Below are 23915 nucleotides of genomic sequence, written 5' to 3' on the forward strand. Positions count from 1 at the left end.
AGGCAAGACAAAGGCAGGGACTGAATACCAGTCACCTGCCTTTTCAATATTTACTTCTATGAGTCTCTAACAGTCACTCATTATTCAAACTTCATATCTACACCTAAGAAGAAGAATCTCCCTCTCGGTCCAACCGGATAAGCAAAGTTAGTCAGGAAGGGTTGCTCATCGCTTAGGTTATTGATACCGCCATAAACAGTGAATACTTCATCGATTTTATAGCTCGCATTGATATCATGCAGCCACATTGCATCCATTTGTACAGATGAATCATAATCACCGCGCTCAAACTCTTCTATTTCAACAAAGCCAAGCAGCTGCTTGCCAATATACTGGTTTTGTAAACCGATACTAAATACATCGTTTGACCAGTTGAACGCTAAGTTTCCTGCATATTCAGGACGCTGAATTTCACCTAGTTCAGGATTCACTTCAGATAAATCGTTCGGGTTTGTAAACTGGTCTAGTTCGTTTACTTTAGAGCCTGATAATGTACTTCTTAGATTACCGTCAAATACATCATGCTCGTAGCCAATAGTGAAATCGACACCCGAGGTTTCTAATTTAGCGAAGTTAATATCTGTGGTTCTTAAGAAATTCAAGCCACCAAACTGTGGTGAAGCTGAATCAGTGTTACGTGTAAACAAACTACAGAAGTTATCGTTCAACTGCGCTCCACTATAACAACCGTTCACAATGTCATCAGCTGATACTGCTGAGATGGCTTGATCAATTGAAATCGACCAATAATCCACAGTGACAGTTAAACCATCAACAACGCTAGAATCGTAAACAAATCCAATCGTTGTTGTATCTGCTTCTTCTTCAAGAAGGTCTGGGTTACCACCTGTGACACCGCCAAATGCAGCCGACAGCGGATCGGTATAAACATAGTTTCCATCGGTATCAAATGGGTTTAATCCAAACGTGCTAAATTCAGCCACGCAGTTAGCCTGAATTTGCGCTGCAGCTGCTGCATCATTACCAGCAATACCTTGAATAACACTCGCATTACACGTGTCAGTGGGGCGGAAAGTGGTGCCTGTCTCTGGCGCAAACAACTCACTAATATTTGGAGCACGCACCGCTTTTGATAAGGAGTAGCGAATTCGCAAATCGGTGATCGGCGAATACATAAGATTAGTTCGCCACGTAAACGTTTCACCCACGGTGGAGTAATCCGAATAACGTGCGGCGACATCTAAGGTTAATTCTTCAACAAACGCTTCACCTTCTATTAAAGGAATGCTGGTTTCAACAAAGGCTTCCCATACATCATACTCACCGCCTTGGTTACGGCTACGTAATGCAGGTCTGAATACAATTGAATTGTTGCTAGAATAATCCGCAATGTTCGTACCCTCTGCAAACGGAGAACCAGCAGGAATCAGTCCTTGGCGGAAATCATCAATGCTAGAATCCGACGACTCTTCACGATATTCAGTACCTACTGCCCAATATATCGGGCCATAAGGCATCTCAAACCAATTTGAACTGTCACCCGCCAAGTTTGCAGCAATGACAAGTTGGTCAATTTCTACCTTTGTAAAACTGTCTTCGGTTATCCAATCTACCGCTGCTTGGTCTATGCCAGGTCGTCCAGCCCATATATTTAGAGGGACACAAGAGCCATCGCCAGGCGTAAACGTAAAGTAGCCTGGATCGTATGTAGGAATATTGAAGGGTGTCGATATCTGAGGCGCTGAAGCGTCAACGTTGACGCGACAATCAGGTGTACCATTGTTAGAAACGGCATCAATTGCTGAGAAGAATCTATCCACAATGACAAGATCTTCCGTACCCCTTGCTTCACGAGTAAACTTCCCGTAATTGACGTAAACTTCATAATCATATTCGTGAGCTAGCGTGCCTTCCAAGCCGGCAACTATGCGAACAGTCTCACGTTCTTGCTCTAATCTGCCCGAACCAATACCTATTGGGTCGGCGGTAATAGCAACACCACCGGTTGCATTTGCGATAGGTTGAATGAACTCGGGTAGGTAAGGGTTGTCAGGAGCACCGAATAATAAATCCCAGAACGCTGTAGGTTGAGATTCGTTTTCAGTGGTCTGCAACACATACTTTGCTTCAGCAAACGCACGCATATCGTCCGTAAGGTCATAGTTAAATAAGAAGTTAACGGCAACTTTGTCGTTGGGTGTGATTATATAACCTCTTTGCTGTTGCAAAGTATTATATGAATCGCCACCAAAACCTTCAAAGTTACCCGATACCAAGCCATCCCTAATCGGTCGATAGGAACCATCTTCATTCACATTCCAGCAACCACCGAGCACGCCAAATGAAGCAGCGCCAAATACTGAGTTATAACCTGAAAAAGAATCCAAACAATCTGGTGTTCCGTTTCCGTCTAAATCAATTGGCGTATTGGGATCAAATCCATCGAAAGTATAAGGGTTACCGGGAATGATATAACCATACCCAGACGTAAACGGAAACGTTCTGTAAGGTAATACTGCACGTGGAGCAGCCGTTGACGCTTGATTAAATAGTGCCATTTCAGCGTCGGTCAAATTAGGCGCTGAGCCAAATTCACTTGTATAGTTGTTGATAAAAGTAGCCATTGAAGGAATAGACAAACCAAAAGGAAACAATCCGGTGTTAGCAAAGTCATAATATTGGCTTAAGTTTGGCGTACTTGCGCCCAAGTCCCCTTGCTGGAAGCGCAATGCAGGGTTTGTCCAATCTCTCGCTGAGCCTCGTATGAGTCCGTCGTCTCTTTCACTGACGCGCAACCCTTTATCGTCTTGGTATTCAACAGAAACAGCAAAGTTTCCTCTGTCATTGTCGAAGTTAGTGCCCCAAACGCTTGAAATACTTACTTGTTCAGCATCGTTTTCGCCAGAGCGTCCGGTTTGAATATCAACTTCAAAGCCTTCAAAGTCATCTCGTAAATTAAAATTCACAACGCCGGTTACCGCGTCAGCGCCATATACTGCTGAAGCCCCACCCGTGAGTACATCTACGCTTTCAATCAGCGCCATTGGAATTGAACCAACATCCACCGCTGCACTGCCGCCAACGCCGCCTACATGGCGACGTCCGTTTACGATAGTCAGTGTTCTTGCACTGCCTAGACCGCGCAAGTTAAGAATGTTCGCGCCGTCAGCAAAGCCAGAATCTATTGAGCTTTCTGCTGTCGTTGATGAAAATAATGCTGGAATATCGTTGATGACGTCGGTAATCGAAAACTCACCAGAGACCTGAATTTCTTGAGCGGAAATACTTTGTACAGGAGATGGTGCAGCTAAGTTAGGATCACGTGCTATGCGAGAGCCTGTTACCTGAATTTTTTCAACTGTTGTTTCATTCGCCGCCTCATCTGCGCTTTCTTGTGCAATTGAACCTAACGAATAAGTTACCGCAAGCGCTAATGTGGAATATTTAAAAAATCTATGTTTGTTGTGCATTTATAACCCCTATTTACTTAAGCGCTCAGGTAAAATCTATTTCGTTATTTGAATGTGTTGTTCGAAATCCAGAGCTCAAACTATGTCAAAACCTGCATTAGTTAGTGCATAACGTGCACTATTCACAACAAAACCAAGCAATTTCTATTCCTAGATAACTACTCATGATAAAAACATAAGTATATGTATTTAATAGACTTTTATTATTATAACTTTATTTAAAACATGAAACACACTGAGTTTTGCCCCAATTTAATGCAATTTAAATTTTTCGCCCTAATTAGGTGCAATGAATGGTTCTTTTGATTAGTAGGAAGAAATATTTATTTTTTGTTTTTGGTTTAAACCATAGCTTTGTGGTTTAACGAACAGACGCGCGTGATTATATGCCGCATTCTGAGACAAAAGGTGGATGTTTCGCGCTCAAATTAGTGCGATAAATTTAGTAAAAGCACGTCATTAGGAATGATGCACATGAAAAATAAAGAGCCATTGAGCATATTGTTGCTAGAAAAAGATAGTTTTGAAGCTCAATACGTCCAGCAAAGGCTGAAACAGGACTGTGCGATCCCAAATAGATTAATATGGTTTGATGAGCTCCCGGAGGGACTAAGCTATCTTAGCAACAACGAAATAGACGTTGTCTTACTATCAAGTCATTTCTCTCAACACAGAGGCGAAAGCACCTTTAATTTAGTGCTAGAAGCCGCCCCAAATACATTAATCTTATTCATGCAAACATCAACCTTCGATAATAAATTAACCTATTATTCAACCAATGAATCGACTACTCAACTTCGTCACATTCTAAATTATGTTAATGCACAAAAATCCTCAATAAATGGTTTGCGTCGATTGGAAGAGGAGCTTTTTGAGGAAAAAGAGCGCGCACAAGTTACCCTCAATTCAATTGCTGATGCCGTTCTCGTTACTGACAACGAGGGCAACGTAAGCTACCTCAATTCTATGGCAGAACAAATGACGGGCTGGAGCAACGAGGAGGCCGTTGGAATGCCATCTGACGTGGTATTTCACTTGGTTGAGAACAAAAGTCATCCGTCATCGAACAACCCAGCTATGCAGGCTATCTCTGAAAATAAAACCGTTTCCATATCAGCAAATAGCTCATTAATTCGGCGAGACGGTATAGAATTTCCGATTGAAGATTCATCTGCTCCCATCCATAACCGCGACAATCAGGTGACAGGTGCGGTCATTGTTTTTCGAGATATCTCTCAATCACAAACGATGGCAAACAAAATGGCGCATCTGGCTCAGCACGATGCTTTAACTGGTCTACCCAATCGATTGCTTTTAAAAGAGAGATTGACCCAAGCAATAGGAGCTGCTCTGCGTAATCAAACGCAACTTGCACTAATGTTTCTTGACCTCGATTTTTTCAAGCATATTAATGACTCTTTAGGTCATTCTATGGGCGACCGATTGTTAGTTTCAGTTGCTTCGCGACTAGCTTCTTGTATTCGTACTACTGACACCGTATGCCGACAGGGCGGTGATGAGTTTGTAATACTGCTCAGAACCATTGATGAACCCCAAGATGCTGTGCATGTTGCAAATAAATTGTTCGCTGCGCTTGCTCCTCCCCATCATATTGATGGCAATGAAATTTACGTTTCTATCAGCATCGGTATTAGTATTTTTCCTCACGATGGACACACCGTTGACCAATTAATGCAGAGCGCCGACATTGCCATGTATCACGCCAAAGCTAATGGTCGTAGCAATTTTGAATTTTTTCATACTGAAATGAATATTCGTGCAGCTCAACGTCAGTTGGTTGCCTGCAATTTAAGAAGGGCAATTGAGCATAATGAGTTTGTAATCCACTACCAGCCGCAAATTGACTTATCAACAGGCCGACTGTCAGGTGCAGAGGCGCTTTTGCGCTGGAAAGATCCTCTACTTGGTCTTGTCTACCCAAATCAATTTATTGATGTTGCTGAAGAGTGCGGACTCATTGAAAGTATAGGAAAATGGGTTATGCGCGATATCTGCACACAAATCAGGAAATGGTTGGATATTGGCCTAGATGCGGTGCCAATTGCAGTTAATGTTTCCGCACTAGAGTTACGGAACTTGGGGTATGCCTCAGGTGTAGAAAAGATACTTTTAGAAACTGGGCTTGATCCAAAGTATTTAGAAATCGAACTCACCGAAAATGTGTTATCCCAAGATTTTGCAACATCAAAGTTAAATTTAGACGCACTTAGTGAACTAGGTGTGCATTTAGCAATGGATGGCTTTGGAACAGGCTTTTCCAGTTTAAGTTATTTGCGTCGTTTCCCTATCGATATTTTAAAACTTGATCGCTCTATTGTTCGCAACATCAATACCAGTGACAAGGATACTGCGGTTGTCAGTGCAGCTATTAGTATGGGCATAAATTTAAATCAACGCATTGTTGCAGAAGGCGTGGAGTCTCAAGCTCAAGTGGATTTTTTGCTTGATCATCATTGCAATATTGGGCAAGGTTATCAATTCAGTTATCCACTCAATGCAAATGCCTTTTCGCGTCTTTTACATACCAAGTAGCATCAATTTACCGCTGTGATATTAAGGGCATCGATTCAGTATGAGCAAGCATAGAAAGCGCCTAGGTAGCTGTAACGGCCATCAAGTGGTCGCTTTAGTAAAAAGCGATTATTGTGTTTATTTAGATTTATTTAGCGCTTTTTCAACGTTAAGCACTTGGCGAAGAGTCTTAAGCACGGCGTCAGGGGTAAGGCTCATAGAGTCGATGCCAATCTCAACTAAGAACTCAGCTATTTCCAAATAGTCGGAAGGAGCCTGGCCACAGAGGCCAGAATGTCGCCCGTTACGTTTAGCCCCTTCTACCGCCATCTTAATCATTTGTTTAACGCCAGCATCGCGTTCATCGAAATCAAAGGAGACGATTTCAGAATCTCGATCGACTCCCAAAGTCAGTTGAGTCAAGTCGTTGGAGCCGATAGAAAAACCATCGAATAATTTCGCAAATTCGTCAATCAAGATGACATTGTTTGGGATTTCACACATGACGTAAATTTGCAGATCGTTCTCGCCGCGTTTAAGACCGTTCTCTGCCATTACCGTTAGGACCTTTTCAGCTTCCTGTATACGACGGCAAAAAGGGATCATCAAGATAACATTAGTGAAGCCCATTTCGTCGCGCACTCTTTTCATCGCGGCGCACTCCAAACCAAACCCTTCGGCGTAAGCTGGATGACTGTAGCGTGCAGCGCCGCGAAAACCGATCATCGGGTTTGCCTCAACGGGTTCAAAGGGAGACCCGCCTAACAGAGTTGCGTATTCGTTGCTTTTAAAATCGCTCATTCGCACTACGCAGGGTTTGGGGTAAACGGCAGCAGCGATAGTGGCAACACCCTCGGAAAGCGTCTTGATAAAGAAATCCTTGGGGTCGGCATATGCAGCACTAAGATCAGCAATCGATTGGCGTGTTTTTTGGTCAAGTTTTTCTGGATGTATTAGTGCCATAGGGTGCGTTTTTATGTATTCGTTAATGATGAACTCCATGCGCGCTAGGCCTATTCCATCAACCGGTAAAGAAGCAAAACCAAAGGCTTGATCAGGATTACCTAAATTCATCATAATTTTGGTCTTTGGGCGCACAAGATTGCTAAGGTCAGTTTCTTCAACGCTAAACTCGACTAAGCCTTCATACACCTTACCAATTTCACCCTCAGCGCAGCTAACCGTAACTTCTTGACCATCAACAAGTACCTCTGCGCCATCATTGCTACCGACAATTGCAGGAATACCCAATTCGCGAGAGACGATGGCGGCGTGGCAAGTGCGACCACCATGATTAGTCACGATAGCAGCGGCAATTTTCATTACCGGCTCCCAATCTGGGGTTGTCGTATCCGTAACCAACACTTCACCAGCGTTAAAGGTGCTTAACTGTTTCACGTCGTTAATAACTCGCACTTTACCCGCACCAATTCGTGTGCCAACAGCCTGCCCTTTAGCAAGAACGGGAGCACTTTTTTTGAGGTGGTACAGTTTAAGCACATTGTCTATTTTCTGTGACTCTACCGTTTCTGGCCTCGCTTGAACCATATAAATATGGCCATCAAGGCCGTCTTTCGCCCACTCCATATCCATCGGTTTATGTTTACCTTTTTGCTTGGAATAGTGCTTTTCAACCTTGATGGCATAATCAGCAAGTACCATGACATCTTCGTCTGAAATAGAAAAATGGTTTTGTTCCGCACTTGTGGTAGCAATATTAGCAGTGTACTCAACCGCAATATTGTCAGTGTTGAGGGTATCGGTAAAAATCATCTTTTGCTCTTTTTGTCCCAAACGACGCTTTAGCACTGCACGAAACCCCTTTTCAAAGCTTGGTTTGTGCACATAAAAAGTATCAGGGTCGATTGTGCCCTGCACAATATTTTCACCCAAGCCTAAGGCGGAATTGATGAACATAACATCTTTGAAACCGGTTTCAGTATCTATCGAGAACATAACGCCACTCGCGCTAATATCGCTGCGAACCATTTTCATAATCACAACACATAAATCAACTTTGAAATAGTCAAAGCCGTTGTCATATTTATAATGAATAGAACGATCGGTAAAATTAGAAATTAAACAGCGAAGATAAGCATTTAACAGAGCGTCTTCGTCGCCAATATTTAAATAGGTGTCGTTTTGGCCAGCAAATGAGGCCTCGGGAGAGTCTTCAGCCGTAGCCGAAGATCTTACTGCCAAAGAAACATCATCACCATATTGCGCCTTTAGCTTGGCATACTGATTGATGATCTCTGATTGTAACGTTTCCGGTAACTTACTCTTTGCTATTATTGCTCTTGCCTTGGCTCCGCGCGTTTGCAAGTCCTTGAGATTGTCAGGATCTAGCTCGTCAAGCGCTTCGTGCAGTTGCGACCAAGCATCGTTATCATCCAATACCATGCGATAAGCCTCGGCTGTAACCGCAAAACCATTCGGCACTCGCACGCCCTGAGCCGTCAATTTTTGGTACATCTCACCTAGCGAAGCGTTCTTTCCGCCTACTTGTGCGACATCGTCCATGCCCATTTCTTCGAACCAGCGGGTATATGTATTTGACATCTCGTTACCTGATTTATAAGTTGAATGCAGTGTTGGCTGAGGATGGAGTCGACCAAGCTTGATTGCATTCTACCGTTAGTCATCGCGGCTTTCGGTGCGTTGGCGCACAGTTGACGCTATAAATAAGCAAGCTAGGACGGTAAACTCTGGCGACGCAAGAGAGCGTAATACAGTAAAGGAATGACAAGTAATGTCAGCATTGTTGATACCAAAATACCAAATATCAGACTGACCGCGAGACCGTTAAAAATAGGATCATCCAGAATAAAAAAGGCACCTAGCATAGCTGCTATTGCGGTCAAGACGATAGGTTTTGCGCGCACACTGGCTGACTTTACGATTGCCTCCTCTAAAGCCATACCCGAAGCAATAGATTGATTAATGAAATCTACCAACAAGATTGAATTGCGCACCAAAATTCCAGCTAGCGCAATCATGCCGATCATAGAGGTTGCCGTAAATTGCGCCCCAAGTAAGGCATGACCCGGCATAATCCCAATGAGTGTCAGCGGTATAGGGGCCATAATCACCAGCGGCACCATATAAGAATGAAATTGACTAACAACCAACATGTAAATGAGTAATAGCCCTACAGCATACGCCGCTCCCATATCACGAAACGTTTCATATGTAATTTGCCATTCACCATCCCATTTGATGCTATAGGCGAAGGGCGTATCGGGTTGTTGAATAAAATACTGCGTTAGCGAGTCGCCAAGCTGGCTGACCAAATCGAACATGCCGTATAAGGGACTATCTAAATCGCCAGCAACATCACCCGTTACATAGACCACTGGTAATAAATCTTTATGGTAAATCGTTTGTTGCCATGGCGATAACTCGATATGCGTGAAACTAGATAGCGGAATTAAAACACCGCTTTGATTACGCACTTCGATTTGCAACAGATCCTCTATTTTTGCTTTATTCGCTGGTGCAAAGTCGAGTTGGATCGGGATCGGATATTTAGCATGACCCGTGTGCAAGTAGGCAATATCTTCGCCGCTCAATGCCACGTTAAGCGCATCCGTAAACTGTTGTTGGCCAATGCCTAAATGTGCAGCACGTTCGCGATCAACATGCACAATGTAACGTGAAACGTTTTGATTTAGATAGTCATTCGGGCCTTGCTCAGCGCTCTGGTCAATGCTCTGGTCAATGCTCTGGTCAATGCTCTGGTCAATGCTCTGGTCAATGCTCTGGTCAATGCTATCATCAACATCAACAACATCATCAGTATTGACAAACTGCACCCGTAATTTTCTGGCAAGATCTATTTGTCCAGCATAGTCAGGCCCATATACTTCAGCAACTAGTGGCGCGTAAACCGGCGGGCCCGGTGGTGGTTCAACTACCTTGATCACAGCGTGATGACGTTCAGCAATCGCGACTAGATCGGGGCGAACTGAGCGCGCGATTTCGTGGCTAGTGCGATCTCGTTCATGTTTATCGAGCAAATTTACCTGAATATCACCTAAGTTTGGCGCCTGACGCAAATAGTATTGGCGCACCAAACCATTAAATCCGATGGGCGATGCTGTACCTGCGTATGTTTGTAAGTCGGTGACTTCATCTACGCTCAATAAATACGTACTCAATTCGCTTAGCACTGCATTAGTCCGCTCTAAGGAACTTCCTTCAGGCAAATCAACCACAATTTGAAACTCACTCTTATTGTCAAAAGGCAGCATTTTCAAAACAACTAATTTGAAAACAGCGAGCGAGCATGCAAGCACAATAAGGAGCACTAAAACACCTATAAGGCCATAGCGGTTGCGGCGTTTTTTATCGCCTAAAAATGGACGCATAAGCCTGTCAAAAAAGGAGTGTGTGGCGAGAGTTAATTTGTCAGGCTTGCTGGCATTTGAAACAGGATCTGGGGAAGTTGAGTCATTGCTTTGGGCTTCATTTTTATCTTGCCCGTGATCAATTAATAATTTGTTGGTCAGCCATGGGGTAAACGTAAATGCCACCACAAGTGAAATAAACATGCCCATGGATGCGTTTATTGGAATTGGACTCATATATGGGCCCATTAGACCGCTTACAAACGCCATTGGCAGCAATGCCGCAATGACTGTAAACGTTGCCAGAATAGTGGGACCGCCAACTTCGCTGACTGCAATAGGAATAACGTCAATGAGCTTTTTCCCACCCAAGCTTAGGTGACGGTGAATATTTTCAACAATCACAATGGCGTCATCAACTAAAATACCAATGGAGAAAATTAACGCGAACAGCGACACGCGATTTAAGGTAAACCCATAAGCCCAAGACGCAAATAAAGTAATAGCAAGTGTAAGCACAACCGCTGCCCCCACAACAATGGCTTCTCGGATGCCCATAGTTAGTGCCACCAAAACGACGACCGAGAGGCTCGCAAAAACTAATTTCTGAATGAGTTTATTAGCTTTGTCATTTGCAGTTTCGCCATAGTTACGCGTCACACTTACATTAACATCGCTTGGGATCAAAACGCCTTTTAGAAGCTCGGTTCGCTGAATGATTTGCTCCGCTATATCGACAGCGTTTTCACCCGCTTTTTTGCTAATTTCAACAGTCACTGCCGGAGCAATAAGTTGATCACTACTGCGAGCATATCTAACATACTGACTATTTTCGGGTGCGCCAAACTCAATACTCGCGACCGCGCTAAGATAAACCGGTCGCCCATCATGAAGGCCAACTATTAAGTCGCCAAGTTCTTCAGGACGCGAAAAAAATGTCCCAGCCTGAACGGGTATAGACTGATCATGATTGACCAAATTACCCGCATGGCTCACCGCACTGTTTATTTGCAATGCGCTGCGTAACTCTGCTATTGCGATGCCGTGCGCAGAGAGTTTTTCTGGAGAAAGAAGGACACGCACTGTTGGCTGCACAACGCCAATGGTATCTATGTCACGTGTGCCAGGAATCCGTTTTAATTCAGTTTCTAAGGCATGCGCAATTTGCGTTAATTCGAGCGCACCAGCGGATGGTTTCTCTGTCCAAAGAGTTAACGAAACGACAGGGACATCGTCAATACTTTTTGGTTTAACAAGCACCGGACCAATACCTAGATTAGCTGGCCGCCAATCGTTATTAGAATGCACTGCGTTGTACAATCGTACCAATGCCTCTGTTCTCGGAATACCAACCTCAAACTGCACGGTCAACACCGCCATTCCAGGGCGCGAGATAGAAAATATATGCTCAACATCACCTATTTCAGCGAGTACTTGTTCCATGGGTGTTGTGACTAAACTTGCCACATCTTTTGCTGACGCACCGGCAAAAGGGATAAAAACATTGGCCATGGTGACGTCAATTTGCGGCTCCTCTTCACGCGGCGTTACCAGTGCTGCGAAGACACCCAATATCAAGCCGAACAGTGCTAACAAAGCGGTCAACTGTGAGCGCGATGCGCCTAGCGCAATTGCTCCTGAAAAATTAGATTGAGTGCTCAAAGTTTTGCCTCAATTTTGGCTGCATGTCCAGTCGTTAGCTCACTGGCCGCAGCAACTGGATCGACAGCAACAATCTCACCATCACGAAGCCCCGCTAGCACCTCCAGTTGATCAGCAAACACCGCACCTGGTCGAATTTGTCGCAGCTGTGGCTTGCCCTCTTTGATGACATAAACACCCGTAACTTCTGAACGATAAACAACGCTATCAAGTGGGATCAATAAGCGCTGAGTTTCGCCAATCTTAAACAGCACCTTAACAAATTCACCCGGACGAAATTGATTGGCTTGTTGTGATAACTCTAAGCGAACACGAACGGTACTGGTAGCTGAATCTGCAGTGGGGTATAAGATTAATTTAGTAGGCACTATCGCATCGGTGATCGTATTGCCAGTTGCAGGTACGACGCTCGCAATGCCTAATTCACGTACTTTCTCAGCAATATTTTGCGGTAAGTCGACTTCAACTCTCAGTGCATTGGGATCATAGCCTGACATTAACACCGTTCCTGGCTGAACGAGTTCACCAGGCTCAACAAAGCGCGCACTAACGATACCAGAATAAGGCGCTCTAACAGCGGTGTAAGATAATTCTTCTTTAGCGGTATTGATCGCGGCTTGCGCACTATCGACTTTTGCAGTGGCCGCACTTACCCGCGCGTTTGCTTTGTCCATTTCTGTTTTGGCAATAAACTCTCTAGCATACAGATCTTTAATTCTATTGAACTCTAATATCTCAGCTGCAAAATTAGATTTTGCCTCGGCAAAGTTTGCCTCTGCTTGCGACAGGCCGGCCCTTTGTTCAGTGCTAGTAATCGTCAGAATGACAGCGCCGGGGACGACTGTATCACCAATGTCTGCATTGATTTCTTCAATTCGTCCGCGTGTTTCAGCAGAAATTGTTGCTTGATTAACCGCCTGTATTCGGCCATCAAAGCTTCGCTGTTCTGGCATCGTTTGAAAATTAGCAGTGACTGACACTAGTTCCGCATTTGCGGAGCAAGACAAACACAACACCGAAAATAAAATAGCTGCTGCAGCTAATTTGCCCTTCATCAAACTCTCCTTATCTCGGTTCAAATGTTTTTTTAAGAACCCAATTGCCAAGTGCTATTTACTAAAGGCAGGAATTGCTATGACCACCTCAGTCTGATAGAGCGCTTCGATGCTGTCTGTACGGAAGTTAACTGAAGCGCCATAGCATGTTACTCCTTAATCTAACCATGCTTCTATTTTTTTTCTATCCGGAATTGAGCCTGAATGCATTAGCTTATTATTAACAACCACTGCAGGCGTGCTCATAACGCCATATTTAAGCATGATTTCGGGTGCGGATTCTTTAGTAACATGTACCGGAATCTTATACTCATCAGCAATTTTCTGAATAAGCTCAGCGGTTTTCACGCATTTAGTGCATCCACTGCCAAGTACTTTAATATCTTTCATGACTTCCCCTTATAACGCGTAGATTATATTAATTAACCATCCAACTAGCGTGAATGACATCAGTAAAAGTGTAAAAATAATAGCGAGCAACTTCCACGTCATTACCTGCTTCAACAAAATGAATTCTGGAAAACTTGCGGCAACAGTGCTCATGCAAAATGCCAGTGTTGTCCCAAGAGGTAAGCCCTTTACAATTAAACTTTCCATAATGGGGATAACGCCAGTTGCATTTGAATAGAGCGGAATGCCTGCTAAAACCGCCATCGGCACAGACCACCATTGGCCACTCCCTAAATTTTCTTCAAACCACGATTCAGGCACAAAACCATGCAACGCCGCGCCTAGTCCCACGCCAACAAAAACCCAGATCCAAATACGACTCAAAATATCCAATAACTCTACTTTGGCAAAGTCATGTCGCTCCTTAAGGGAAAGTTTAACTGTAGAGTTTTGCTCACCATCGGGTAGTGCTGCTGTTTGATATGCCTTAAGCGCGAAGGGTTGTAATAGTTTTTCAGCATGAATGAGATCAAGGAATATACCGCCGGCTATTCCTATCGACATGCCCACTACTACATAGACTAAGGTTATTTCCCACCCTACCAAACTCAACAGCAGTAATACCGCAACTTCATTAATAAGCGGCGAAGTTAACAGAAATGACATTGTTATGCCGACAGGAATGCCAGCCGAGGTAAAGCCAAGAAAAACCGGAATACTTGAGCACGAGCAAAACGGCGTTATTGCTCCGAACGTTGACCCCATGAGATAGCCAAAAAACTTGTTATTTTTAGCTAAATAATCTCGCACTCTCTCAATATTGAGAGATGCGCGAATGAGCGCAATGACATAAATCATTAAAACGATGAGAAAAAATATCTTGGTCGTGTCTTCAATAAAGAAGTGGAGCGCATCTGCGAGCTTCGTGCCAGGATCTAAAGCAAATAGAGAGTAGACCAACCAGTCAGCTAGTTTGGTGAAGATTGAGAGCATGATATTTAGCGCATTTTTTGATTAGGCTTGTAACAAGATAGTGGATTTTCAAAAGGTAAACGTTGCTCTGCGTCAATAAAGCGGAATAATTTTGAAACTCGCGATTAGAGCTTAGAACAGAAGTCGATTAGTAAAAGGAGTATTTTGTGCTCTGAATTCGTCTGCTTCGGGCAGTTAGGAGACTGTCGTAAACATAGATTAAAGAGTGGCTCAGATCAGTAAGGAGACGTAGATGTTTTTAAATTACTTCCCGTATAAGCAAGAAGCAGAAGTTGTTTTATCCAATAATTAACAGCGAGCTTAAAGCATGTACCCGTTCTTCGAAAGTAATTGAATAACTCGTTAAGTCCAAGTGTTTGAATATTTGGGAGAGGTTTTTTATGAAAAAATTGTACTTTTTACGTCAGTTGTTTTTTGTGTTTTTCACCCCAATTCCTCTATTTTAGGAGCATGGCGCAAATCAATAGCAATTAATCACAATATATTTCGTTTATAAATCATTGACGTAAGCGATTTTCCATCAGATACTCTGAAACGTGTAAAAGGAGCTACAGATACTCTGTGGCATGCATAAGGGACTACTAGTGAATATAGCTAAACTAATTCTTGCTTTTTTATTTATAACTTTTTTATCAGGTTGTGGTGGAGGTTCCGGCGATTCCTCTTCCAGTCCAACGCCGACTCCTACGACTCCAACAAATCGAGCACCTGTGATTAGCTTACAACAAAGCGCTTTCACGCTTCCTGAGAACACGGTTGGCACTTTTGGGATTCAAATTTCTGATGCTGATGGTGATACCGTAACCGTAACTGTAAATGCTATCGATATTGTTGCCAATTATTCCGAATCAGAGAGTGCAATAATTGTAGAAGCGCCTAACGTAGCTGCAGAGCAAATTTTTGCGGTAAACGTGACAGCAACTGATGATAAAGGCGCGTCTACATCGCAACAAATTAACGTTACTGTACAGAACGTAAATATAAAACCAGAGATATTATTGGACTCTACATCTTTGTCGATAGCAGAGAAGACCAGTAGAAGCGTTGGAATTCAAATCTCTGACGCTGATGGTGATGAGGTCAGCGTGACTATCGATGCAAGCGATATTACTGTGAACTATTCAGAAACGAATAGCGCCATTATTATTGAGGCACCTGAAGTAACCGAGGAGCAAGTATTTTCTATAATCATAATAGCTACCGACGTTAATGGAGGAACAGATGAAGCTGAGTTATTGGTCACTGTAACAAAAAATGACCCTCCGTCTGTCAGGTTTACTGATACTGCAGAATATCAAATCGTAGAGAGAACTTTTTTTACAATGCCATTTGAAGTTAGTGATCCAGATACATCCATTACTGATTTGATTTTGGATGCTGTTTTAGAACCTAATTTTATGACCAATCAAGAACCTGTAGGTTTTGAAACTACAATTGATGTTGAAAATAAAATACTAAGAATAGATGTTGGAAGACCTGAAATTATAGGTGTGGATGATAATAATAACTATATACCTGCGGATTACACATTAACCTTAAATGTTTCAGATGGCGTTAATTTAACCAGTGCAAGCTTTGTTTTTGACGTTATTGGTACAAATGAACTTTTACTGCTTGAATTAGAAAGTCCTAGTGTTTTTATAGTTCAAGGTAATCAAAAAAACGTTAGCTATAATATGACAGGCGCTCTAGATGGATACAGAGTTTTAGATTTTTATTATCTTAATGAACCCGATTTAGAAGATAATAGACTTGATTTTTCTATAGATATTGAAACTCAAACTATTACTGTTATAGCTAAACCTGGTTCTTTTAGGTCTGATGGTAATAATTCAATAGCGTTACGATTAGAGTATGCTGAAAATGACGTTTTAGGTAAAAGCTATACAAAAACGTTTACAGTAAATATTAGAGAAGCTATTTCTCAGAATGAAATTAACATTGAAGACAAAATTAATACTTTATATAAAATAACCTCTCTTGGTTCGGAATATGAAGAAGTAGCGTATTTTGTTAATAGTTATTTATATTTGAGCAACCGCATAGACAACAATGAGTATGAAATAAATAAAGAAAATATATTTCTTAAAAGAGAAATTTGGTATGCCGGTGGATTTGGTCTTGTAGAACTATTGAGAGAGAAATTAGCTCTTAGTGACGAGTTATCTGTTGATGCAGAGTATCAAAAAGCATTTAATTCTATTGAACGAGAGATTGCTAGAATTGACCAATTACAATTATTTTTAATCGTTGAAGTGCTTAATAATTTGATTTCGCAAGACCCCAATAATTTATTTCCTATATTTTTAGAGGAAGATTTTTTTGATTTAAACGCTGAATATCCTTCAAGATTTGTGGGTAATAGTAAATATGGTTCTTATAATACTGAAGGCATTTGGAATTTTAATGAAGAATATCAGATCATTGAACCAGTAATAAGGAAGCTTCAGGGCCGCATTAATCGGAATTAGAAATGGGACGCAGATGCCTCCCGTAAAAATACATGTTAAACAAAACCTAAAACGGCTTTGCAACTAAACCAACATAACGTGTTCATTTATTAATTAGCGCATTGGAGCGACACCCACAGTAGTGCGCGCAAGTTTTATTGTTATGACGTTGCATGGTGCGGTAACCACTTGAAATCAAAGGATTTGAAAAATGAATAAATTAGCTATAGCTTTAACGTTAACAACTGTAGCGTTAAGTAACCTCGTCGCTTTTAGCGCTTATGCTGAAAAACAAACCGCTAAACTCGTTGATAAGATGAGCGTAAATCAATTCACATTAAAAAATGCCCATAAAATAATTATTGTTAAGTGGAAGGATAGTTCAATTCATAGCAACTTAACTATGGTTCCTGAATTGGAATTAAAATCATCCCCAAAATATATGGCTAAGTCTATTAGCCGTTCATCACTGAATCTTCCTGAAGTGTTAAATAGAGATCTTGGGCTTGAATCTATTGAACAAGTTTATAGTAAAACTGGAATTCAATTGAAGCATTTGAGAACAATGTCCTTAAATAATGATGTATTTATGGCTAAAACATCCTTATCCGAAGAACAACTTATTGATAAGTTGATGTCCACTGGTCAATTTGCGTTAGTTAACATTAATAAAAAAATTGAAGTAAATAGTGCAACTAGTAAGCCTTTACAAAAAAGAGTTACAAATACTTCATTAGATAAAAATGCGTTTAATGATCCTGCTTATTTACTTTCTTTATACTTAGATGAACAAGTTGAAGGTCTCATGGGTGCTCATTCTTTTTTAAAGGCTGGAGATTTTGCTAAGGAAAATAATAATTTGGGTAGAAAAGTTCGTATTGGTATAATTGATACAGGTTTTTGGGAACATGCTGATGTAGATTACTCTGCTGATGAAGGTTATGATTTTGTTTCAAATTTTGATTTTCGTGGATACGGAGACTGCACATCTTCAGATTCAACCAAGAGTGGAGATGATGCAACTTGTTCTCAAGAAAATTTTGTTGAAGATACAAGAGATTCAGATCCTACTGATAAAAGCTGGTTTTTCCCTTATGATTCTAATGGAAATGTCACAGGTGATGGTTCTGTATGTGTTCAAGGGCATGGTTTAAGTGTTGCATCTACTATTGCAACAGTAAGAAACAATAGTAAAGGTGTAGTTGGTGCTATTGATAGTAATGATGTAACTCTTATTCCAATTAGAACTTTAGGATGTGATGGTGGATGGGCTTCAGATTCAGCAGATGCAATTGTTTGGGCTTCAGGTGGTGCTGTACCTGGAGTTGAAAATATTAATGAGCCTGTTGATATTATTAACTTATCTTTAGGTGGTGGCGGTATTTGTAATCAGAATTCTGAATATTTTGATGCTGTTGAATTTGCTATTTCACAAGGTGTCGTAGTGGTTGCCTCTGCTGGAAATGGAAACATTGATATGACTGATTTTGCACCTGCATCTTGTGAGGGAGTTCTAGCTGTTGGTTCTAATACAATACTTGGTGAAAAATCATTGTTTAGTAATTACGGTGAAGATTTAGATGTTACATTTTTTGGCAATGATGTAAATGTTGCTTATGTTAACACTGGTATTTATATTAATCCTGAAAACAGTTCTTTTTGTAATCTTGATGAAGGTACACCTAGTAATGATAGCTGTTATTCAAGTGTAAGTGGAACAAGCTTTTCTGCACCACTAGCATCAGCGGCACTTGCAATGATGAAAATGGTTCACTCTGGTATGTCTGAAAGTGAATTGAGAGCGTTAGTTTCTTTAAGTGCTGGCAAGTATGATTTTAATAGATTAGGCAATCAAACAATTAGAAGCTCTTTAATGCCTAATGCCGGCAATGGAAACGTTGTTAATGCGTTAAATATGGATCTAGATTTAAGCACTGTAGAAAACATTAAAGCAGAGCATAATTTTAAGAATTTTGAAGGTGCAACAGACGAACTTTATCTATCTAGTTTAAGCAATATAGCATCTAAAGAAGCTGTTTGTGCAACGTACAGCTTCACTTGGGGTAATTATAAGAGTCCAATTGACAGTGTTGAATACTTTTTATTCGGTAGCAATTCAAGTGATGAAGTAATGGATTTTAATAATTCTTCATTACTAAGTTCAGGCGTTGAGGCTACTGATATGACATTCAATATTATAGATTTCAACCGAGTTGGTATAGTTAGCTATGTTAATGGACAAGCTGGAGAAATATTCGAGGTAGATTTAAGTAGAGCATCCAGGCCGACATTCTGTATATAAATAAAACGAGTAAGCACCATGTCCCAAGCCTCGGGTACTTTTGAGGCTTTGTGGTTTTAAGTTTAGGGGACAGAATCGCTACTAGTTTTCTAGATATCGCTTAGTTTTTGAAGTTTCTCCAATATGGGTAAGACTGATTAGCCTTAAGTCGAATAACGAAAAGTTAAATGTTCTGATAAGTACACAGTTGTTGTACATGATGTAAATTGTTAACGGCAGCTACCGGCACAGACTCTCCGTACATTCTCATTGTCGAACGGCCCCTATTGCCGTGAACTTGTCATACGACTTAGCCAATACGCAGGGCCGTTGCCCCCTCAAAACATCCATAGAATAGTATGGGTTAACAGCGAGCTACTCAGCCCTTAACACTTCAGCGGGGCTTTTGCCTGCTGCTATGAAAACGATGCACGTAACAGTTGACCAAGTAACAGCTAGCACTAACGATGTAGCGCTCAAATACATCCAAATAGCTTGGTTTATCTGTGTATTGAACTCTTGCAACCATTGACTCATGAGAAAATACGTTATTGGCCATGCAAGTAATGCGCTTATCAAAACCAATAAAACAAACTCTTTGGCCACTAAATTAATGATACTTATAGGTGTCGCACCTAGTACCTTTCTCAGTGCGATTTCCCTTCGTTTTTGATGGATGGTAAATGACGCCAGCCCAAATATTCCTATACAAGCAATAACAATTGCAAGCACTCCAAATAGACTGACAATTTTCAACACCCGCTTGTCAGCATTAAGATTGTTTTGAATAGCATCACTAACAAGGCTGATACGTGGCTCGAACATCTCCAATTCATTTGCAAGAATATTTTGAAGCTTGTTGGTAATTTGCGCTTGCTTAAGTATCGACAAATCTGACTCAATATTGACAATCACATTTGTATCTGTATTGAGAGAGAATCCACATATAAATAAGACTTGTGAATAGCTCTCTCTGTTGTTGCCTAATATGATGTCGTCCACCACACCCACTACCAGAAGGCTTAAGCCATCGCGCAAAAAAGTCTGTCCAATAGCGTCTTGGGGAGTCTTATATCCGGCCAATAATGCGAGCGACTTTGTGATGATGATGCTAGCTTGCGCACTATCGTCACTTGCTTGAAACCAATCACTTGCGTAGTTAACGTTAAACTCTCTGCCCGCAAGCAAATTCAAACCTAAATTTTTGACAGGTTGATAGCCTGTGCCGATAGCGGGGATGTAGCTTTCTGATTGGGTCCCATTTGGGAATAACAGCTCAAAGCTATATAAGAAACCGTCAGTCAATTTTGTATCTATTGGCATTGCTGACATCACGCCATCTTCGCGCTCTATGCGTTCTAAAACTGAACTAACCCCCTTTGTAAAGACAGCTGATTGCTCAAGCCCTTCAACCATAATGGAGGATTTTGTATCAAAACCCGTGTCTAGGTCTTCCAGTGCCTTTAATTGAGTATTGAAGATTAATATTGAAGTCACTAAGCCAATAGATATTGCAGCTTGAAAAACTAATAAACTCTTTCGAATATATATGGCTGTTCTGCCATGTACGAGCTCTCCTGAAAGTGTTCTATGCGCAGAAAAAGAAGAAAGAAACACAGCAGGATATGTACCGGCAAATAAAGTGATTAGGACACTAAAACTAAAAAGTAGGAAAACTTCAAAAGGGCCGTAGCTTATAGGCAATTTGCGCTGTAGGAGCGTCTCTACAAATGGCATACTCAAATCGATGAAAATACATGCTACAAAAAGCGCTACCACGGTCAGCAGCCAAGCTTCTAATAGATATTGAAAAATGAGTTGTGATTGACTTGCCCCCAGTGTTTTACGTATACCAGCCTCTTTTGCCCTTCTCGCTACTTGCGCAATACTCATATTGACGAAGTTAATGCAAGAAACCGCAACCAGCAGGCCGCTTAATAAAAAACAAAGTAAAACCGTTTCCCATGAGCCACCTAGTTTTAAGTCTGAAATATGGTGAAGATGGATATCTTTAATCGGAGTTAGTTTTACTTTAAGGCGGTCAATCTCATCACCTATTGTGTAAGCGTGTGATAGGGATAACTCCAATGCATTCAAATCAACATTGCTGGCAAGGCGCACATAGACGTAATGCATATGTGTTCGTAAATCACTTATATAACTGTCGTTATAAGTCAAGCTAGTGAAAGCAAAGTGAGTGTTTTCGGGTAAATCCTCAAACACAGCCGCTACTGTATAAACACCTTTTTGCGTATTGAGCACTTTACCCAACGCCCTATCTTGACCAAAAATACGCGTTGCCTCTTTTTGGCTAAGCGCTAACTGCCATGGCTGATCCAATGCTTCGCGGATGTCACCATCTACGATCTTAAGCTTGATGAAGCTTTCGATGTTTTCAGTAGCAACAAACAATGACGCTAATTGAAAACTGTTTCCACCATAATTTACATTAGTTAAGCTAGAGTCTATGTCTGAAGCTCTTACCAGCCCAAAAACATCCTCAACGCCAGAGCGAGTTTTAAATTTTTGGGAGCGATTTAGGTTAGCGCTCGGCTGCACGTCAAAGCCAAAACTGGAAAAATCCAAGTCCACTCGATAAGTAGTATCGACGTTTGGTTGCCATTTGTCGTAGGACAATTCATGTTGAACAAACAAACCAACAACTAGCGCAGCAGACAAACCCAACGCTAAACCAAAGATGTTAAGAATACTATGACGCTTGTGATTAAGATTGGCGCGATAAGCAATTTTAAGGTAGTGATTAAACATTTTCATTCACCAATGGTGTATTCAAATCATTGCTTCTATCCCAAATAAGCTGCCCATCCATCATTCGCAAGACTCGGTCAGCGAAGTTACCCTCTTTTTCAGAATGCGTCACCATAATCACAGTTGTGCCGCTTTTGTTAAGCTCTTTTAGGAGCAACATGACTTCTTCGCCGTTTTTAGAATCTAAATTGCCTGTAGGTTCGTCAGCGAGAATAAGTTTTGGATTTATGATAAGCGCACGCGCAATTGCAACACGTTGCTGCTGACCGCCCGAAAGCTGATGAGGCATATGATAGGCTCGATGATCTATTGCGACGCGCTTTAAGATTTTGTCCAGCCGAAGAGCACGTTCTTTCTTTGATATTTTCAAATACTGCAAGGGTAACTCTACGTTCTCAGATACGTTCAATTCATTGATCAAATTAAAGTTTTGAAATATGAAACCTAACGAAGCTTTACGGATAGAGGCAAGCTCTTTTTCAGAATGGCGGGAGATGTCTGCGTCTTCGAATTCGTATGTCCCTGATGAAGGAGAATCAAGCATGCCAAGAATCGACAACAGAGTGGATTTTCCGCAACCAGAAGGCCCCATGATAGCAATAAACTCCCCCTGCTTGATGGTAAAGCTAACATTGCTCAACGCACTTGTTTCGATATCTCCAGTCCGGAATATCCGTGACACGTTTTTGAGGTTTATCATTTTTGACATAACAACGACTTCCGTTTTATTTAATTTTTAAAGTTTGTGCATTATCGAATGACGAGTAACTAGAAATGATGACTTGTTCGCCTGCGTCTAAGCCATCCAGCACCTGATAATAATCTCGATTCTTTTTACCCAAGCGAATGTTTCGACGCTCAGCTGTATTGCCATCAGCTTGCAAAACAAACACCCAATTGCCGCCGCTAGTCGAAAAAAAAGCCCCTCTTGGAAGTAAAAAGGCATTTTGATCATCATCACTCAAAACAATTACCACATTAAGGGATTGACCTCGCTTGATAGATTGTGATGACTGCGGCAATTCAGCTTCCAATGAAAACTGAGCATTTTCAACTTGGCTATCTATCTTAGATACAGTGATACCATGAGTCTTTTCATTAATCTGAACTCGTGCCTGCATACCAACCGATACTTGGTTTAAATAAAATTCGTCTAGCATAATTCTGAGCTTATATTGGTCTGGAATATCTACTTGGCCTAGCCTATCTCCGCTATTCTTCGACTCACCTAGCTCTAGATTGAACTCACTGAGGTATCCTGTAACAGGACTCTTAACCGTTAATTTGTTTAAGTTTGCTCGTGCGTACGCCAAATTCCTATTCAACATTGCTGCGCTGTCCTCAAGTTGCGTCAGTTGAACGTTGCGAATACTACTCTCCTGTGCTTGTCTTTCTAAGTTCAACACCTTGCGGGCCTTAAAATAGTGCAAATCGGCGTTTATTGCCTCTACAGTATCTTTGGCAATTGTGTTACTGCTCGCCAGCACTGAAGCTTGTTTGAATCTTCTTTCAAGGTGGGATATTTCCAACTCAATTTCGAGTAAATCACGGCTAAGATTAAGCCTGTTGGTCTCAATGCTCATTTGCGTATTTCTCAGAAAATTTAGCTGCTCAGTAACTTGGGCTTCACGACTCATCACATCTAATTGTAAACTTGTGTTTGTAAACCTCGCCAATGGCTGGCCTTTTTCAACAAAGGCGCCTTGTGAGACCATTTTCTCTTCAACGATGCCACCTGTCTCAGTGTTTAAAAACACAGTTGTGTTTGCCTCTACAAATCCCCGTGTATTGAGTAAATCTGAAAAGGTACCCGTTTCGACCTTACTTATAGTGAGCTGTGAAAAATCCACTTTGACTACATTACTTCCGGCCAAGTTGGCAAAACTAAAAAGAACAAAAACAAAGGTAACAAAAAGTAGAATGCCTAAAAGCTTTGCGTATCGTTCAATTAAGATTCGAATCTTCGATTTTGATATTTTTCTGTCCAAAACATACTTCAATAA

At 41.5% G+C, this 23915-nt stretch carries 12 protein-coding genes; 3 read left to right on the plus strand and 9 right to left on the minus strand.

Annotated features, from left to right (window positions below):
• Positions 1-80: 80 nt before the first annotated feature.
• Positions 81-3431 carry a TonB-dependent receptor domain-containing protein gene (locus GNIT_RS15970; RefSeq protein WP_014110335.1) on the minus strand — a complete coding sequence of 1117 codons (3351 nt, stop codon included), beginning with the start codon at positions 3429-3431 and terminating at the stop codon, positions 81-83.
• A 474-nt stretch (positions 3432-3905) separates the two neighbouring features.
• On the opposite strand from GNIT_RS15970, the gene GNIT_RS15975 reads away from it, so the two are divergent.
• Complete coding sequence (locus GNIT_RS15975) at positions 3906-5984, plus strand: sensor domain-containing protein (protein ID WP_014110336.1); 2079 nt, start codon at positions 3906-3908, stop codon at positions 5982-5984.
• Between the two features lie 117 nt (positions 5985-6101).
• Here the strand turns inward: GNIT_RS15975 and ppsA are convergent, their stop codons facing one another.
• From ppsA to GNIT_RS16000, 5 genes are all read right to left on the minus strand, one after another.
• Positions 6102-8525 carry a phosphoenolpyruvate synthase gene (ppsA, locus tag GNIT_RS15980; RefSeq protein WP_041246477.1) on the minus strand — a complete coding sequence of 808 codons (2424 nt, stop codon included), beginning with the start codon at positions 8523-8525 and terminating at the stop codon, positions 6102-6104.
• A gap of 131 nt (positions 8526-8656) precedes the next feature.
• The gene (locus GNIT_RS15985; RefSeq protein ID WP_041246478.1) at positions 8657-11974 is read right to left on the minus strand and encodes an efflux RND transporter permease subunit; all 3318 of its coding nucleotides are present in this window, start codon (positions 11972-11974) and stop codon (positions 8657-8659) included.
• Complete coding sequence (locus tag GNIT_RS15990; protein WP_014110340.1) at positions 11971-13029, minus strand: efflux RND transporter periplasmic adaptor subunit; 1059 nt, start codon at positions 13027-13029, stop codon at positions 11971-11973. The genes GNIT_RS15985 and GNIT_RS15990 overlap by 4 nt, the downstream gene beginning before the upstream one ends.
• Before the next feature lie 156 nt (positions 13030-13185).
• Positions 13186-13419: a thioredoxin family protein gene (locus GNIT_RS15995; protein ID WP_014110341.1), complete on the minus strand. Its 234-nt coding sequence runs from the start codon at positions 13417-13419 to the stop codon at positions 13186-13188.
• Positions 13420-13428: 9 nt separating this feature from the next.
• Complete coding sequence (locus tag GNIT_RS16000; protein WP_014110342.1) at positions 13429-14412, minus strand: permease; 984 nt, start codon at positions 14410-14412, stop codon at positions 13429-13431.
• 584 nt (positions 14413-14996) lie between these two features.
• Here GNIT_RS16000 and GNIT_RS16005 point away from each other — a divergent pair.
• Both GNIT_RS16005 and GNIT_RS16010 read left to right on the plus strand, forming a co-directional pair.
• The gene (locus tag GNIT_RS16005) at positions 14997-16883 is read left to right on the plus strand and encodes a hypothetical protein (RefSeq protein WP_148261730.1); all 1887 of its coding nucleotides are present in this window, start codon (positions 14997-14999) and stop codon (positions 16881-16883) included.
• A gap of 190 nt (positions 16884-17073) precedes the next feature.
• On the plus strand, positions 17074-19164 hold the full coding sequence (locus GNIT_RS16010) for a S8 family serine peptidase (RefSeq protein WP_014110345.1): 2091 nt from the start codon (positions 17074-17076) through the stop codon (positions 19162-19164).
• 354 nt (positions 19165-19518) lie between these two features.
• On the opposite strand, the gene GNIT_RS16015 is transcribed toward GNIT_RS16010, so the two are convergent.
• The 3 genes from GNIT_RS16015 to GNIT_RS16025 are packed head-to-tail and all read right to left on the minus strand — an operon-like array spanning position 19519 to position 23900.
• A complete protein-coding gene (locus tag GNIT_RS16015) occupies positions 19519-21912 on the minus strand; it encodes an FtsX-like permease family protein (RefSeq protein ID WP_014110346.1) in 2394 nt (797 codons plus the stop codon).
• Positions 21905-22612 carry an ABC transporter ATP-binding protein gene (locus GNIT_RS16020; protein WP_041246964.1) on the minus strand — a complete coding sequence of 236 codons (708 nt, stop codon included), beginning with the start codon at positions 22610-22612 and terminating at the stop codon, positions 21905-21907. The genes GNIT_RS16015 and GNIT_RS16020 overlap by 8 nt, the downstream gene beginning before the upstream one ends.
• Before the next feature lie 25 nt (positions 22613-22637).
• Positions 22638-23900, minus strand: coding sequence for an efflux RND transporter periplasmic adaptor subunit (locus GNIT_RS16025; RefSeq protein ID WP_041246965.1), 1263 nt, complete (start codon positions 23898-23900; stop codon positions 22638-22640).
• Positions 23901-23915: the final 15 nt, after the last annotated feature.

Source organism: Glaciecola nitratireducens FR1064, assembly GCF_000226565.1.
GTDB lineage: Bacteria > Pseudomonadota > Gammaproteobacteria > Enterobacterales > Alteromonadaceae > Glaciecola > Glaciecola nitratireducens.